Origin of the sequence: Actinacidiphila alni, assembly GCF_900112845.1 — a bacterium.
Classification (GTDB): domain Bacteria; phylum Actinomycetota; class Actinomycetes; order Streptomycetales; family Streptomycetaceae; genus Actinacidiphila; species Actinacidiphila alni.
In genome coordinates this window covers 54,253-69,888 of sequence record NZ_FONG01000007.1, presented here as the reverse complement: position 1 = coordinate 69,888, position 15,636 = coordinate 54,253, and the positions used below count along the sequence as shown (strand labels likewise).

Sequence of the window (15,636 nt, the reverse complement as noted above, 5' to 3'; positions counted from 1 at the left end):
GCTCATGGTTCACGCACGGCCCTTCACGTACGTGGCCGGCCACAGCATGGGCTTGCGGAGGATCATCGCCGCCGAGTGGATGCGTACGTTGTGCGCCCGGGGCGAAGGGCTACATCCCCACCCCTCATCGGGGCGGCACGATCGAACAACCTCCGCCGCGTTGAGCAAGCGTCGAGTGCGGGGCAGCCCCTTTGCGCACGCCGGAGCCCTGCCGCCCTCCGTGAGGGTGGCAGGGCTCCGGGTGGACCCTGTTCTCTGACGTAACGTCAGCTACGTGGCATCCAAAGGCGATTGCCGCAGATGTGCGGCACCCCCGTTTTAGATGTCGAAGTAGAGCTCGAACTCGTGCGGGTGCGGGCGGAGCTGGATCGGGGCGATTTCGTTCGTGCGCTTGTAGTCGATCCAGGTTTCGATCAGGTCGGCGGTGAAGACGCCGCCGGCCTGGAGGTATTCGTTGTCGGCCTCGAGGGCGTCGAGGACGGCGGGGAGGGAGGTGGGGACCTGGGGGACGCCCGCGTGCTCCTCGGGGGCGAGCTCGTAGAGGTCCTTGTCGATCGGCTCGGCCGGCTCGATCTTGTTCTTGACGCCGTCGAGGCCCGCCAGGAGGAGGGCGGAGAAGGCGAGGTAGGGGTTCGAGGACGGGTCAGGGGCGCGGAATTCGACGCGCTTGGCCTTGGGGTTGGAGCCCGTGATCGGGATGCGCATCGCGGCGGAGCGGTTGCGCTGGGAGTAGACCAGGTTGACCGGGGCCTCGAAGCCGGGGACCAGGCGGTGGTAGGAGTTCACCGTCGGGTTGGTGAAGGCCAGCAGCGACGGGGCGTGCTTGAGGATGCCGCCGATGTAGTAGCGGGCGGTGTCCGACAGGCCCGCGTAGCCCTGCTCGTCGTAGAAGAGCGGGGTGCCGCCCTGCCACAGGGACTGGTGGACGTGCATGCCGGAGCCGTTGTCACCGAAGATCGGCTTGGGCATGAAGGTCGCGGTCTTGCCGTTGCGCCAGGCGACGTTCTTCACGATGTACTTGAAGAGCATCAGGTCGTCGGCGGCGGCGAGCAGCGTGTTGAACTTGTAGTTGATCTCCGCCTGGCCGGCGGTGCCGACCTCGTGGTGCTGGCGCTCGACCTGGAGGCCCGACGCCTCCAGCTGGAGGGAGATCTCGGCGCGCAGGTCGGCGAAGTGGTCGACCGGCGGGGCCGGGAAGTAGCCGCCCTTGTAGCGGACCTTGTAGCCGCGGTTGTCCTCGGTGGCGCCGGTGTTCCAGGCGGCGGCCTCGGAGTCGATGTGGTAGAAGGACTCGTTCGAGGACGTCTGGAAGCGCACGCTGTCGAAGACGTAGAACTCGGCCTCGGGACCGAAGTACGCGGTGTCCGCGATACCGGTGGAGGCGAGGTACGCCTCGGCCTTCTTCGCCACGTTCCGCGGGTCACGGCTGTACTGCTCGCCGGTGATCGGGTCGTGGATGAAGAAGTTGATGTTGAGCGTCTTGTCCTTGCGGAACGGGTCGACGCGGGCCGTCGAGAGGTCGGCGCGCAGCGCCATGTCCGACTCGTGGATGGCCTGGAAGCCGCGGATCGAGGAGCCGTCGAAGGCCAGCTCCTCGGTCGGGTCGAACGTCGAGACCGGGACCGTGAAGTGCTGCATGACGCCGGGCAGGTCACAGAACCGGACGTCGACGAACTTGACGTCCTCGTCCGTGATGAACCGATTGACGTCGTCGGCGTTCTGGAACATCCAACTCCTCCTAGGCCCGGCCCCGCGGGACGGGTCGACAGCTTCGAGGCGCGCCAGTGCGGTGGCGCACTCTGCCACGACCATAGGGATCAGGGATTTCTCCAGCATGACCCATTTGTTTCCGAGGCGTTAACCGCGAGGTCGGGGCGGCCGGCGACCGCGCCGTACGGGGGACACGGGCCGCGGGTTACCGTGGTCGGGTGGACAACAGGGATGCAATCGGATCGTGGCTGTCGGGGCCTGGCGCCGCCGCCGAGCAGATGGGCGTGGAGTTCGGCTACCGGGGACAGCGGCTGGGTCTGCCCGAGCAGGGCCCGGGCTCCATCGCGACGATCGGCCGCCGGGTCGTCGCGATTTTCATCGACTGGTTCCTCTGCCTGGTGATCGCATACGGCTTGATCGCACACCGTGACGCGGCCAAGTCCAATACGTGGACACTCGTCGTCTTCGGTGTCGTCAGTCTCCTGACGCTGGCGACCGTCGGGAGTACACCGGGCAAGCGGATCATGGGCCTGCGCGTCGTACGGCTGGACGGTGGCCGCCTCGGCCCGCTCGCCGTTGTCATCCGTACGGTGCTGCTGCTGCTCGTCCTGCCCGCCGTCATCTGGGACCGCGACACCCGCGGCCTGCACGACAAGGCCGCCAAGTCCGTACAGGTACGGATCTGAGGCACGGCACACGGGAAGCACGGCATACGAAAAGGGGCCCGGGGACCGCGGTCCCCGAACCCCTTCCCGCGTGCCGGCCGAGCGCCTAGCGGCCCTTCGGCATCCGCATGCCCTTGGGCATCGGCCCCTTCGGGATCGGCATGTTGCTCATCAAGTCGCCCAGCGCCCGCAGCCGGTCGTTGACCTCGGTGGCCTTCGGGCCCGGCAGGACGCGCGGCAGCTTCAGCAGCGTCGTGCGCACCTTCTTCAGCGGCAGCTCGCCCTCGCCGGTACCGATGATGAAGTCGTGCACCGGCACGTCGTAGACGACCCGGTTGACCTTCTTCTTCTCGGCGGCCAGCAGGCCCTTCACCCGGTTCGGGTTGCCCTCGCCGATCAGCACGACGCCGGCCTTGCTGACCGCGCGGTGCACGACGTCCTGGGACTTGTTCATCGCGACCGCCGGGGTCACCGTCCAGCCGCGCCCGACGTTCTGCAGCACGGCCGCCGCGGCACCGGGCTTGCCTTCCAGCTGTCCGAACGCCGCCTTCTCGGCCCGGCGGCCGAAGACGATCGCCATCGCCAGGAAGGCCAGCAGGAAGCCAAGGATGGCCGCGTAAATGGGGTGACCGATCAAGAAGCCGAGGGCGAGGATGACACCGAAGGTGACGATTCCCACAGCCGTAATGACAAGCCCGACCTTGGGGTCGGCCTGCCTGGTCATCTTGTAGGTCTGAGCGATCTGCTTCAGTCGCCCAGAATTCTCGGGGTTCTCGGGTGTTTCCTTCCTCGCCATGCCGCTCAGGATACGCGAGGGGGGTGCCCCGTCAGTCGTTCAGGGCGCTTCCTCGTGCGGCACTCACCAGGGCGTCCATCTCGTACTGCGCCTCGCGCCGGTCCCGGGCCCTGCGCCGGTCCTCGACGACGGCCGCCCAGGCGTTGCGGCGGGCCGTCTGCTGGCCCCCGCTCAGCAGGAACGACTCCACGGCGCGCAGCGCCCGGCGCGGGCGGAGGTGCGCGGCACGCAGGTGCGTGGCGGCGGCGATGTGCACGGACTCGGACGTCATGGCGTCCCCCTCGTAGCGGCTGAGAGCTGGGGAGTGCGGGATGTGCGGAGAATGCGGGGAATGCAGGGAGTACGGGAACTGCGGGGTCGTACGGGGGCGGGCCGTACGGGTCGAGCGATTGCGTGACACCAGGCTCGCCACAATGTGTTACCAGCCGGTGACCACTCGGTCAATCTCGCATGAAAGCCTCAGTCCGGCAGCACGGCGCCCCGCCAGGTCACTCGCCCGGCGGGGCGTCGTCAGTGGTGAGGGGACTCACACGGCGGCCCGTACGGAGCGGGCCGAGGCGGTCATCCGGCGGCCCGGACAGAGCGGGCCGGCACGGTCATACGGCGGGGGCCACCGCGAGCCGCTCGCCCTCCCGCAGCCGCTTGTCGACCGCCTGCTGGAAGAGCCGCCCGGCGCGGTACGACGAGCGGACCAGCGGCCCGGACATCACACCCGCGTAGCCGATCTCCTCGGCCTCCTCCTTCAGCTCCACGAACTCCGCGGGCTTCACCCAGCGCTCCACCGGGTGGTGCCGTACGGACGGCCGCAGATACTGCGTGATGGTGATCAGCTCGCAGCCCGCGTCGTGCAGGTCGTGCAGCGCCTGGCTGATCTCCTCGCGCTCCTCGCCCATCCCCAGGATCAGGTTGGACTTGGTGACCAGGCCGGCCTCGCGGGCCCGGGTGATCACCTCGAGCGAGCGCTCGTAGCGGAAGCCGGGGCGGATCCGCTTGAAGATCCGCGGCACCGTCTCGACGTTGTGCGCCAGCACCTCGGGGCGGGAGCCGAAGACCTCGGCGAGCTGCGCGGGCTCGGCGTTGAAGTCGGGGATGAGCAGCTCGACCTTGGTGTGGCCGCCCTCGCGCTCCGCCGTCATGGCGTGAATCTGCCGGACGGTCTCGGCGTACAGCCAGGCGCCGCCGTCCTCCAGGTCGTCGCGGGCGACGCCGGTGATCGTGGCGTAGTTCAGGTCCATCGTGACCACGGACTCGCCGACGCGGCGCGGCTCGTCGCGGTCCAGCGCCTGCGGCTTGCCGGTGTCGATCTGGCAGAAGTCGCAGCGCCGGGTGCACTGGTCGCCGCCGATGAGGAAGGTCGCCTCGCGGTCCTCCCAGCACTCGTAGATGTTGGGACAGCCGGCCTCCTGACACACCGTGTGCAGGCCCTCGCTCTTGACGAGTTTCTGCATCTGCGTGTACTCGGGGCCCATCTTGGCGCGGGTCTTGATCCACTCGGGCTTGCGCTCGATGGGGGTCTGGCTGTTGCGGACCTCCAGGCGCAGCATCTTGCGTCCGTCGGGTGCGACTGCGGACACGACCGGCTCCCTAAAGCTGAGATTCTGCCTGCGGCTTCAATTCTTATGTGAACGCCAGGGTACGCCCCCGCATTCCCAGACCGGCATTCGCGGGCTCACGATGAACGCCGGTTCCGTACGGCTGTACGGCGATACGGCTGTCACACGGCGTGCGGCAGCGGTACGGCGGAGGTCAGGACGTCGGTGAGGTGCTTCTCGACCACCGGCAGCACCTCGGCGACGGTGATGTCGCGGCCCAGTTCGTTGGAGAGTGAGGTCACGCCCGCGTCGCGGATGCCGCACGGCACGATCCGGTCGAACCAGGTGTTGTCCGGGTCGCAGTTCAGCGAGAAGCCGTGCATCGTCACGCCCTTGGCGACGCGGATGCCGATCGCGGCCAGCTTGCGGTCCTCGCCGCGCTGTCCGGCGTTGGAGGGCGCGTACTCGGGGCCGCTCAGCCGCGCGTCGAACTCGGCGTTGTCCACCCGCGGGTCCAGGTCCAGGGTCAGGCCGCCGAGCGCGGGGCGCTCCGCCACCGGGTCGCCCAGCACCCACACGCCGCTGCGGCCCTCGACCCGGGTGGTCTCCAGGCCGAAGTCCGCACAGGTGCGGATCAGGGCCTCCTCCAGCCGCCGTACGTGCGCGACGACGTCGACCGGCTGCGGCAGCCGCAGGATCGGGTAGCCGACGAGCTGGCCCGGGCCGTGCCAGGTGATCTTGCCGCCGCGGTCCACGTCCACCACCGGGGTGCCGTCCAGCGGGCGCTCGCTGTCCTCGGTGCGCCGCCCCGCGGTGTAGACGGGCGGGTGCTCGAGCAGCAGGCAGGTGTCCGGGATCTCTCCCTCGACGCGCGCCGCGTGCACCTGGCGCTGCTCCTGCCAGGCCCGCGTGTACTCCACCGCGTCGGCCCCGAACCCGAGGTGGACGAAGCGCAGCCCGCCCGCCCGTCCGTCGGCCTGCCCGCTCGCCGGTACGACGTCCTGCGGCAACGCCATGACGACTCCTCCACGTCCTGCTCCGCTGCTCCGACGGCTCGATGCACGCCCCAGCCACTGTACGGCGGCGGCCCGTCGTACCGGCGAGCGGCCGTCGCCTTACCACGGTGACTTGAGGCGATGAGGACGGTTTGCCGATCGTTGAGGGTCGTTATCGCCCATTCGGGCGAATAACGAGGTCCTACGGTGAGCTTCCCGGCACTGACCGTTACATTCGCGCCGTTCCGGAGACCTCCCCAGGAAGTGGACCGCACTGCCGATGACGGACCGTTCCACGCAGCGAACCCCGACCCGTCCCAACAGCAGGCTCGCCTCGCTGATCGCGGAGGCAGGCTTCTCCAACGCCGGACTCGCCCGCCGGGTCGACCAGCTCGGCATAGAGCACGGCCTGGACCTGCGGTACGACAAGACCTCCGTGACGCGCTGGCTGCGCGGCCAGCAGCCGCGCGGCACCACACCCGCCCTCATCGCCGAGGTGTTCACCCAGCGGCTCGGGCGGCGGCTGTCCGCGCAGGACCTCGGGCTCGATGCGTGCGCGCCCGTCTACGCGGGACTGGAGTTCGCCGGGTCGCCGGGGGAGGCGGTGGACATCGTCAGCGGGCTGTGGCGCAAGGACACCGGGAATCAGGCGGAGCTGCGGAAGATCGCCTTCACCCCGGCCGGGCTCGTGGTGCCCAGCCGGGACTGGCTGATCGGGCGCGCCGACGAGAAGGTGGCGCGCGCCGCGGAGGCCGGGGTCACGGCCGCGGCCGTGGCGGCCCGGGTGCCCGCGCAGAGCCGCGGCCGTACGGTCACGGGTCCGCCCGGGGGCGCGGGCGGCGGACGGCCGGGGTCGGCGCCCGCCAAGGTGGGCGCCGGGGACGTCGCCGCGCTGCGCGCCGTCGGCGACCTCTTCCGCGGTCTTGACCACGCGTACGGCGGCGGGCACGCGCGGCAGGCACTGGTCCGCTACCTGGAGCACGAGGCCGAGCCGATGCTGCGCGGCAGCTACGGGGAGGCGCTCGGCCGCCGGCTGTTCGCCTCCGTCGCCGACCTCACCCGGCTCGCCGGGTGGACGTCGTACGACATCGGCGCGCACGGGCTGGCGCAGCGCTATTTCGTGCAGGCGCTGCGGCTCGCGCAGGCCGCGGGCGACCGGGTCTACGGCGGCTATGTGCTGGTCACGATGAGCCGGCAGGCGGTCTTCCTCGGGCACGGCCGCGAGGCCGTGCAGCTCGCCCGGGTCGCCCAGCAGGGCGTCGGCTCCGGGGCGCCGGCCGCCGTCCAGGCGCTGCTGCACAGCGCGGAGGCGCGCGGGCACGGGCTGCTCGGGGAGATCCGGGCGTGTTCCGCGGCGCTCGCCCGGGCCGAGCGGTCGCTCGGGGCCGCGCGGCCGGGGGACGAGGTGCCCTCGTGGGCGCGGTTCTTCGACGAGGCGCAGCTTGCCGACGAGTTCGGGCACTGTCACCGGGACCTTCAGCAGCACCGGGCTGCTGCGCAGCACGCCGAGCGGTCGCTTCAGTTGCGGGCCGCCGGGTACGCCCGTTCGCGGCTCTTCTGCCGCACCGTCCTCGCCTGCGCCCGGCTCGGGCTCGGCGAGGTCGATGTCGCCTGTTCGCTCGGGATCGAGGTGATGCAGCAGGCTGTCGAGATGCGGTCGGCTCGCGCCGTCGAGTACGTCCGTGACCTCGGGCGGCGCCTTGAGCCTTATCGCGATGCCGCGTCCGTACGGGCTTTCCACGACCGCGCCCTCGCCCTGGGCCTCACGCCCCCGTAACCCCCTTCGCAAGGGGGCGCCCGACGCCTCCCCCCGGAGGACGGTGCTCCTCCGGGCGCGGGGTGCCGGATGCCTCCTGCGGAAGGCGGTTCGTGATCCCTTGCCGGGGGTGCCTGATCTCCTGCGGAGTGCGGGAGTCATGTCTTTAGGGGCGCGGGGAACTGCGCGCTCAGCCCACGCGGGGCTGCTGGTGAAAGACCGCCCCCAGCGGTGCAGATGCTGGCTGTTTCGCGACCACCGGCCCGGTGGGCGCGGGCCGCGCAGTTCCCCGCGCCCCTAAAGACATCGGGCACCGTCGCCCGTAGGGGAGCCGGACAGGGGGCGGCGCCCCTGAAAGACATCGGGCACCCTCCGCGAGGTGCGGGTACAGGGCCGCGGCCCTGGCGGGCCGGGACATCGGGCACTGTCGCCCGTAGGGGAGCCGGACAGGGGTGGCGCCCTGAAGGACATCGGGGACCGCACTCCGCGGGAGATCAGGCGGCCTCCTCGGACGGGGGGCGGCCCGCAGGGCGGTCGCGGAGGTCGCGGAGGATGCTGTGCGCAGCACGCCGAGCGGAGACGAGGGCGCCCTGGGGGGTCGAGGTGGTGCGATGGGCACCGCAGACGTAGAGCCCGTCGAGCAACCGGGCGGGACGCCGCAAGTCGTGCGGCGCCGGCATCGCGGGCACGGCCTCGGGATCGTAGTGGACCCCGAGAAGTTCCCACCCGTCGGTGGACGTCTCGTACAGCTCGGCCAGATGCGCCCGCACCGACTTGTCGCCGCCGCCGGCGCCGATGCCGGTCCCGTCGGGCGGCGGCCCGAGGACGACGGAGGTGATCAGCGCCCGCCCGGAAGGCGCCCGCCCGGGATCGATCTCGCTGACCGGAAGGCTGTGCGAGACGGGCCCGAGCCGGTCGGCGTCCAGGACGAGGACGGGTTCGCGCACGGGCGCGACGGGCGCCGCGTGGTGGAGGACGGTCACGTCGTGGAAGGACGGCACCCGAAGCCCCGGCAGCAGTTCGGCCGCCGCCCGCGCCCCGGTGGCCACGAGCACCGCCCGGCAGGGCAGTTCGGCGCCGTCGGCGGTCCGTACGCAGTTGACGGCGACCTGCTCCACGCGGGTGCCGAGCCGTATCGTGCCGGGCGCGAGCGCGGCGGCCAGCCGCTGCGGTACGGCGGCGGCACCGGTCGCCGGCAGACACGTACGCCCCCGGGCGAAGCCGCGCAGCACCAGGTCGGCGCACCGGCTGGAGGTCTGCAGCTCCGGGTCGCACAACAGCGCGGCCAGCAGCGGCCGGACGAAGCCCTCGACCGTTCTGGGCGCGAAGCCGCGCGCGGTCAGGGCCCGCGCCGCGGTCGTCTCCGGACGCGCCGCCAGCCGCGAAGTCGGCGTTGTGGCAAGCCGGTTGAGGGTGGCACCGAGCCGCGCCCGGTCCAGGGTGGAGGCGATCGGCGCGCGGGACGGGCCGCGGGCGCCGCGCGGACCGCGCGCGTCGCCGACCCGGTGGCCGCGCCCGCCGACCCTGACCAGCGCGCCGGGCGCCAGCGGCGCGAGCGGCAGCCCGCGCAGCCCCGGAGTGCGGCGCAGCTCCGGGTAGGAGGTGTTGAGCAGATGCGCGCCCCGGTCGAGCCGGAAGCCGTCCACGACATCGGTGACCATCCGGCCGCCGACCTGTTCCGCGGCTTCCAGAACGGTGACCGACAGGCCGCCGGCGACGAGATGATGCGCCGCCGACAGCCCGGACATCCCTGCGCCTATCACGACGACATCCACGATTCCGGCGGTGTTCGCGACACCCTGGCGTGCTGGTGAGAGCACTGTGCCCCTCCCCGAGGTCGGGTACGGTCCCCGCTCGCGCCGGCGTCACGCCCCAGGTGCCGCAGAACGCTGGTAAGGGTCATGCCCTCATCAAAGCCATCTGATGCCGGGGCAACCCGCCGATTCCAGCCCTTATGCAGCGGTTTTCGGCACGTCGGCGCGGCCGGTGGCCGGCCGCCGCCCGTACCGTGCCCGCGCGGTCGCTATGCGGCCGCCGCGCGCCGCTATCCGGCGCTCAGCGCCGCCGTCACCGTCTGCTCGAACGCGGGGAAGGCGAAGCGGAAACCGGACTCCGACAGCCGCTTGGGCAGCACCCGCTGACTGCCCACCACGTCCTGCGCCAGCTCGCCGAGGACCAGCCGCAGGACGGACTCCGGCACCGCCGCCACCGTCGGCCGGTGCAGTACCTTCCCCATCAGCGCGGTGATCTCACGGTTCGTCAGCGGCTCCGGCGCCGTCAGATTGACCGGTCCCGACAGTTCGGCGGTGTCCAGCGCGTACCGGATCGCGGCCACCTCGTCGTGCAGGGAGATGAAGCTCCAGAACTGCCGCCCGTCACCGAGCCGGCCGCCCAGGCCCGCCTTGAACAGCGGGAAGAGCCGGGCCCACGCGCCGCCGCCCTTGGCGACCACCAGACCGGTACGGGGGTGCACCGTACGGATCCCGGCCGCCCGGGCCGGGTCGGCCGCCGCCTCCCACTCCTGGCACAGCTCGGCCAGGAAGCCGCTGCCCGGCGGGGTGTCCTCGTCCACGGCCCGGTCCCCGGTGTCGCCGTAGATCCCGATCGCGCTGGCGCTCACCAGGACCCGCGGCGGGCTGTCGAGACCCGCGGCGGCGCGCGCGATCGTGCCGGTGCCGAGCACCCGGCTGTCGACCAGTTCCTTCTTGCGCGCGTCGGTCCAGCGGCGGTCGCCGATCCCCGCCCCCGCCAGGTGCACCACCGCCTCGCAGCCCGCCAGGCCCGCGCCGTCGACGGTGCCGCGCCGCGGGTCCCAGCGCACCTCGGCGGGCCCGGCGGGTGCCCGCCGCACCAGCCGGACGACCTCGTGGCCGTCGGCGGCCAGGGAGTCGCACAGAGCGGAGCCGATCAGGCCGGACGAACCCGTGACAGCGATACGCATAGGGGCATTGTGCCCACAGGCGGCCGGTGAACGCCGTCACCACCCGGGCCCGGCCACTCGTAAGGAGCCGGAAGCGGCCGGCAGAAGACCGGAACCGGACAGAAAGGTCCGAACGGGACTATCCGAAGCGGGACCACAGCTGCGGATAGCGCTCGGCCATCGCCCGCTCGTCGTCCAGGTCCAGCGGTTCGCCCTCCGGACTGTCCGGCTGCGGCAGTTCGAGGTCCGGCAGCCGCACTCCGGTGAGCTGCTCGTACGCCTCGTCCGCCGCGTATCCCAGGTCCTCCGCGTCGCCGTCCGCCTCCGGGTCGAATTCGGCGACCAGGAAGGCGAGGTCGTCGGGGGCGGCCAGACCGCCCTCGAAGACATGGCGGCCCTGCCCGATCAGCCAGCAGCGGAAGAAGTCGAACGCCTCGTCGTCGGCGCCGCCCAGCATGATGTCCGCCGCGCCCCACAGATCCCAGCGGAAGGCCCGGACGAACCGGGTCTCGAAGTGCCGGGCGAAGTCCAGCACGGAATCCGGGTCCAGCTGCGCCAGCCGCTCGATCAGCAGGTCGGCATGCTCCTCGGGATCGCCGTCCGCGGCCTCGCGCGTCCGGTCGACGATCTCCCAGAACTCCGTCTCGTCCATCACTGGTCCAGCTTCCCGGTTGCCGCGCGCGCCCGCACGCGGAGTGCCCCTGATGCGTCCGTGTCGTTACGGACGCGCCGTCCCTGTGGGGCGGGGCGCCCACTGTACGAGGTCCGGGCGCGCGGCGCCGCGCGAGGTCGGACGGACGCGGTACGGGCGCGCCACGGACGCCGCGGGTGCGTCGTACGGGCGGGTGACGGCCGGGCCCGAAGGCCGTGGGCGCCGCAGGCCGGGAGCGGGCCGGGGCCGGGTCAACGACGGGCCAGGTCGAGCTGATACTCGACCGTGCGGCGCAGCGGGCGGAAACCGAGCGCCGTGTTGACGGCGAGCATGTGCCGGTTGTCGTCGGCGCAGTCGGTCTGCACGGCCGTCAGCCCGGGGAACCGCGCCCGCGCCCGGCGCAGCATCTCCGCCTTCGTCCACAGCCCGAGGCCGTGGCCGCGGTGCTCGGGCAGCACCGCCGTGTCGTACTGCTGGGCGGTGCCGCCGCCCTCCCGCGGGACCACCAGTTCGGTGTAGCCGGCCACCGCGCCGTCCCGTTCGGCGACCGCGGCCACCGTCAGCAACTGCTCGCCGCGCCGGGCCACCACCTCGGCGATCTCGCGGACCCGGGCCACGTCCCAGCGGACCTCGCCGAAGTCCATCCCGCCGGTCGGCATGTCGTCCATGCCCTGCCGGGCGCGGGCGAAGGACTCGGCGAGCGCGTCGGGCACGACGCCGGGCCAGCCGGTCAGCCGGTAGCCGGGGTGCGGGACGTCGGGGAGCTTGTCGATCCGCTCGGGTATGTCGTCCAGTGCGAGCCGCAGCCAGGTCAGCCGCAGCACCGCGGTGAAGCCGCGGGTGGCCAGAAATCCCTCGTACGGTGTGCCCGCCATCACTTCGGTGACGGCGCTGCGGCAGCCCGCCTGCGCCGCGGCCTCGGTCACCGTCGACAGCAGCCGGGAGCCGGTGCCGAGCCGCCGGTAGGCGGGGTGCACGGTCAGTCTCACCTCGGCGAGGTGGCTGCGCCCCGGGTCGGTGAACAGTCGCAGGGTGGCCGTCGCCACCGGCTCCTCGTTCGCGTTGCGCACCAGCCACAGCAGCATCCTGCTGCGGGTGCTGGTGGTGGTCAGCTCCGCCTGGAGCGCGGTGGCGGTCGGGACCGGCTCGCCGGGCCGGTCGTGCGCCAGGGCGGCCGACTGCACCCGGTGCCAGGCACGGAAGTCCTCGGCGGTGGGCGACGTCAGGGGAGCGGGATTCGGTGGCATCCGGTGGAACGTAGTCGGTAGCTGTAACCGCCCGCAATCATTTTCCGGCCAGGACAGGGGCGTGCGAAAGCCTTTTCGCGCGCCCGGGTGTGCCCCGGCGTGTACCGGCGCGCAACGCGGTACGGCCGCGCGCGGCTGAGGGTGTCCGCGCGCGGCCGTACCGGTTCTCCGGAAGGTGCCGGGGTCCTACAGCCCGTACCGCTGAGCGGCCTCCTTGACCGTCTCGGGCTTGATGTCGCCGCGCCGGGCGAGCGCGGCCAGCGCCGCGACCACCAGCGACTGCGGGTCCACCCCGAAGTGCCTGCGGGCCGCGTCGCGGGTGTCGGACAGACCGAAGCCGTCGGTGCCCACCGAGGTCCAGTCCTGCTCCACCCACGGCGCGATCTGGTCGGGCACGGCCCGCATCCAGTCGCTGACCGCGACCACCGGACCCGGTGCGCCCTCCAGCGCCCGCGTCACGTACGGCACCCGCTCCTCGCCGCGCAGCCGCGCCGCGTCGCACTCCAGCGCCTCGCGCCGCAGCTCGGTCCAGGACGGCGCGGACCACACGTCGGCGGCCACACCCCACTCCTCGGCCAGCAGCCGCTGCGCCTCGGTCGCCCAGTGGATCGCGGTGCCCGACGCCAGCAGTTGCAGCCGGGCCGCGTCCGCCGCCGGGGCCTGCGCCCGGCTGTAGCGGTAGAGGCCCTTGAGGATGCCCTCCTCGACGCCCTCGGGCATCGCGGGCTGCACCTTCGGTTCGTTGTAGACGGTCAGGTAGTAGAAGACATCCTCGGCGTCGGGGCCGTACATCCGCCGCAGGCCCTCGCGGACGATCACCGCGACCTCGTACGCGAACGCCGGGTCGTACGAGATCGCCGCCGGGTTGGTGGAGGCGATCAGGTGCGAGTGGCCGTCGGCGTGCTGGAGGCCCTCGCCGGTCATCGTGGTGCGGCCCGCGGTGGCGCCGATCACGAAGCCGCGGCCGAGCTGGTCGGCCAGCGCCCAGAACTGGTCGGCGGTCCGCTGGAACCCGAACATCGAGTAGAAGATGTAGAACGGGATCATCGGCTCGCCGTGCGTGGCGTACGCGGTGGCGGCGGCGGTGAAGTCGGCGAGCGAACCGGCCTCGGTGATCCCCTCGTTGAGGATCTGGCCGTCCTTCGCCTCCTTGTAATACAGCAGTTGGTCACGGTCGACCGGGTCGTACGTCTGGCCCTTGGGGGAGTAGAGCCCCGCGGACGGGAACAGCGACTCCATGCCGAAGGTACGGGCCTCGTCCGGGACGACCGGCACCCAGCGGCGGCCGGTCTCCTTCTCCCGCATCAGGTCCTTGACCAGCCGGACGAACGCCATCGTGGTGGCGATCTCCTGCGTGCCCGAGCCCTTCTCCAGCGCCTTGTACGCCTTCTCCGGCGGCAGCGGCAGCGGTTTGGCGACCACCTTGCGGGCCGGGGCGAGGCCGCCGAGCGCGGCCCGGCGCTCGCGCAGGTACTGGACCTCGGGCGAGTTCTCGCCGGGGTGCCAGTACGGGACCACGTCCGCGTCCAGCGCGCTGTCCGGGATCGGCAGCTCCAGCAGGTCGCGCATCGTGCGGAACTGCGCGCCCGTGAGCTTCTTCATCTGGTGGTTGGCGTTGCGCGACTCGAAGCCGGCGCCGAGCGTCCAGCCCTTGACCGTCTGCGCCAGGATCACCGTCGGCGCGCCCTTGTGCTCCACGGCGGCGCGGTAGGCCGCGTAGACCTTGCGCGGCTCGTGGCCGGCCCGCGACTGCTGGAACAGCTCGATCAGCTTGGCGTCGGTCAGCCGCGCGCCGATGGCGCGCAGCGAGGCGTCGGCGCCGAAGAAGTGCTCGCGCAGATAGGCCGCGTCACGGGTGGCGTACGTCTGGAACTGCGCGTCCGGGACCTCGCGCAGCCGCTTGATCAGCGCGCCGTCGACGTCCTGGGCGAGCACCTCGTCCCAGGCGGCGCCCCACAGCGACTTGATGACGTTCCAGCCCGCGGCGCGGAACTGCGACTCCAGCTCCTGCACGATCTTGAAGTTGGGGCGGACCGGGCCGTCGAGCCGCTGCAGATTGCAGTTGATCACGAAGGTGAGGTTGTCCAGGCCCTCGCGGCCGGCCAGCGCCAGGGCGGCGGTCGACTCGGGCTCGTCCATCTCGCCGTCACCGAGGAACGCCCATACGTGGGAGTCCGAGGTGTCCTTGATGCCGCGGTGCTCCATGTAGCGGTTGAAGCGCGCCTGGTAGATCGCGGAGAGCGGGCCGAGGCCCATCGAGACGGTGGGGAACTCCCACAGCCAGGGCAGCCGGCGCGGGTGCGGGTACGAGGGCAGGCCGTCGCCGTTCGCCTCCTGGCGGAAGCGGTCCAGCTGCTCCTGCGACAGCCGCCCGTCGAGGAACGCGCGGGCGTATATGCCGGGGGAGGCGTGGCCCTGCAGATAGAGCTGGTCGCCGCTGCCCGCGCCGTCCTTGCCCTTGAAGAAGTGCTGGAAGCCGGTCTCGTAGAGCCAGGCCGCCGAGGCGAAGGTGGCGATGTGGCCGCCGAGGCCCAGCCGGCTGCCGCGGGTCACCATCGCCGCGGCGTTCCACCGGTTCCAGGCGGTGATCCGGGCCTCGATCGCCTCGTCGCCCGGGTACGCGGGCTCGGCGGAGGTCGGGATCGTGTTGATGTACTCCGTCTCCAGCAGCGAGGGCAGCCCGACGCCGGCGCCCGCACCCTCCAGGGTGCGGCGCATCAGATACGCGGCGCGGTGCGGGCCCGCGGCCTTGGTGACCGCGTCCAGCGACGCGAGCCATTCCCTGGTCTCTTCCGGGTCGCGGTCCGGGATCTGGTCGAGCTGACCGCCGGCCAGCCGAGGTCGTACGTCGTCGGGCATGGGGTGCCGCCTTCCGAACGAAGCGGGGTGGGTGGGAAGTGGGCGTGTCGGCACGACAGGTTGCTCCCCGGGGACGACGATACGCTTTCGATCGATGATCGATCAATGGCCTCCGGCCCGGTAATTCCAAGTCGGCACGGGGTGCCATGCCTTTAGGCACGCGGTGCCATGCGCTTCCCGGCCTTGGATGTCACGGAACCCGCGCCCTCGCGGGTGAGGGTGCCCTCCTGCGGACGGCGGGTGCGTGAGGTCTCCTGCGGAGTGCGGTTCGTTAGGGGCGCTGGGGGCACCTCCCAGCGGTAGCTGGGGGAGGAACTGCGCGCTCAGGCCGCGCGGGGCTTCGGGTGAAAGACCGCCCCCAGCGGGGCAGACGCTGTTGTTTTGCGACCACCGGCCGGTGGGGGCGGGCCGCGCAGTTCCCCGCGCCCCTAAAAGACCTGACTCACCGCACTCCGCAGGAGAACTCAGGCACCGCCCTCCGCAGGAGGGGCGCCCTCTTCCGCA

General features: G+C 71.9%; 12 protein-coding genes. 2 read left to right on the top strand and 10 right to left on the bottom strand.

What is annotated here, in order from left to right; translation table 11 throughout:
- Nucleotides 1–318: 318 nt before the first annotated feature.
- Complete coding sequence (glnA, locus tag BM076_RS13495) at nt 319–1,728, bottom strand: type I glutamate--ammonia ligase (RefSeq protein WP_093713746.1); 1,410 nt, start codon at nt 1,726–1,728, stop codon at nt 319–321.
- A 200-nt stretch (nt 1,729–1,928) separates the two neighbouring features.
- Between glnA and BM076_RS13490 the strand changes: the two genes are divergently transcribed.
- The gene (locus tag BM076_RS13490; protein WP_093713745.1) at nt 1,929–2,396 is read left to right on the top strand and encodes an RDD family protein; all 468 of its coding nucleotides are present in this window, start codon (nt 1,929–1,931) and stop codon (nt 2,394–2,396) included.
- An 85-nt stretch (nt 2,397–2,481) separates the two neighbouring features.
- On the opposite strand, the gene BM076_RS13485 is transcribed toward BM076_RS13490, so the two are convergent.
- From BM076_RS13485 to lipB, 4 genes are all read right to left on the bottom strand, one after another.
- On the bottom strand, nt 2,482–3,171 hold the full coding sequence (locus BM076_RS13485) for a DUF4191 domain-containing protein (RefSeq protein WP_093713744.1): 690 nt from the start codon (nt 3,169–3,171) through the stop codon (nt 2,482–2,484).
- Nucleotides 3,172–3,202: 31 nt separating this feature from the next.
- Nucleotides 3,203–3,442: a hypothetical protein gene (locus tag BM076_RS13480; RefSeq protein ID WP_245796033.1), complete on the bottom strand. Its 240-nt coding sequence runs from the start codon at nt 3,440–3,442 to the stop codon at nt 3,203–3,205.
- A 325-nt stretch (nt 3,443–3,767) separates the two neighbouring features.
- On the bottom strand, nt 3,768–4,745 hold the full coding sequence (lipA, locus tag BM076_RS13475; protein ID WP_093713743.1) for a lipoyl synthase: 978 nt from the start codon (nt 4,743–4,745) through the stop codon (nt 3,768–3,770).
- 140 nt (nt 4,746–4,885) lie between these two features.
- Nucleotides 4,886–5,719, bottom strand: coding sequence for a lipoyl(octanoyl) transferase LipB (gene lipB / locus BM076_RS13470; RefSeq protein WP_093713742.1), 834 nt, complete (start codon nt 5,717–5,719; stop codon nt 4,886–4,888).
- Between the two features lie 259 nt (nt 5,720–5,978).
- Between lipB and BM076_RS13465 the strand changes: the two genes are divergently transcribed.
- On the top strand, nt 5,979–7,475 hold the full coding sequence (locus tag BM076_RS13465; RefSeq protein WP_093713741.1) for a regulator: 1,497 nt from the start codon (nt 5,979–5,981) through the stop codon (nt 7,473–7,475).
- Between the two features lie 473 nt (nt 7,476–7,948).
- Here the strand turns inward: BM076_RS13465 and BM076_RS13460 are convergent, their stop codons facing one another.
- From BM076_RS13460 to aceE, 5 genes are all read right to left on the bottom strand, one after another.
- Nucleotides 7,949–9,202 carry an NAD(P)/FAD-dependent oxidoreductase gene (locus tag BM076_RS13460; RefSeq protein WP_093713740.1) on the bottom strand — a complete coding sequence of 418 codons (1,254 nt, stop codon included), beginning with the start codon at nt 9,200–9,202 and terminating at the stop codon, nt 7,949–7,951.
- 296 nt (nt 9,203–9,498) lie between these two features.
- Entirely contained in the window at nt 9,499–10,395 is an 897-nt protein-coding gene (locus BM076_RS13455) for a TIGR01777 family oxidoreductase (protein ID WP_093713739.1), read from the bottom strand.
- Nucleotides 10,396–10,513: 118 nt separating this feature from the next.
- The gene (locus tag BM076_RS13450) at nt 10,514–11,026 is read right to left on the bottom strand and encodes a DUF4240 domain-containing protein (protein ID WP_093713738.1); all 513 of its coding nucleotides are present in this window, start codon (nt 11,024–11,026) and stop codon (nt 10,514–10,516) included.
- A gap of 251 nt (nt 11,027–11,277) precedes the next feature.
- A complete protein-coding gene (locus BM076_RS13445; RefSeq protein ID WP_093713737.1) occupies nt 11,278–12,273 on the bottom strand; it encodes a GNAT family N-acetyltransferase in 996 nt (331 codons plus the stop codon).
- 186 nt (nt 12,274–12,459) lie between these two features.
- Nucleotides 12,460–15,132 carry a pyruvate dehydrogenase (acetyl-transferring), homodimeric type gene (gene aceE / locus BM076_RS13440; RefSeq protein ID WP_093713736.1) on the bottom strand — a complete coding sequence of 891 codons (2,673 nt, stop codon included), beginning with the start codon at nt 15,130–15,132 and terminating at the stop codon, nt 12,460–12,462.
- Between the last annotated feature and the right edge of the window lie 504 nt (nt 15,133–15,636).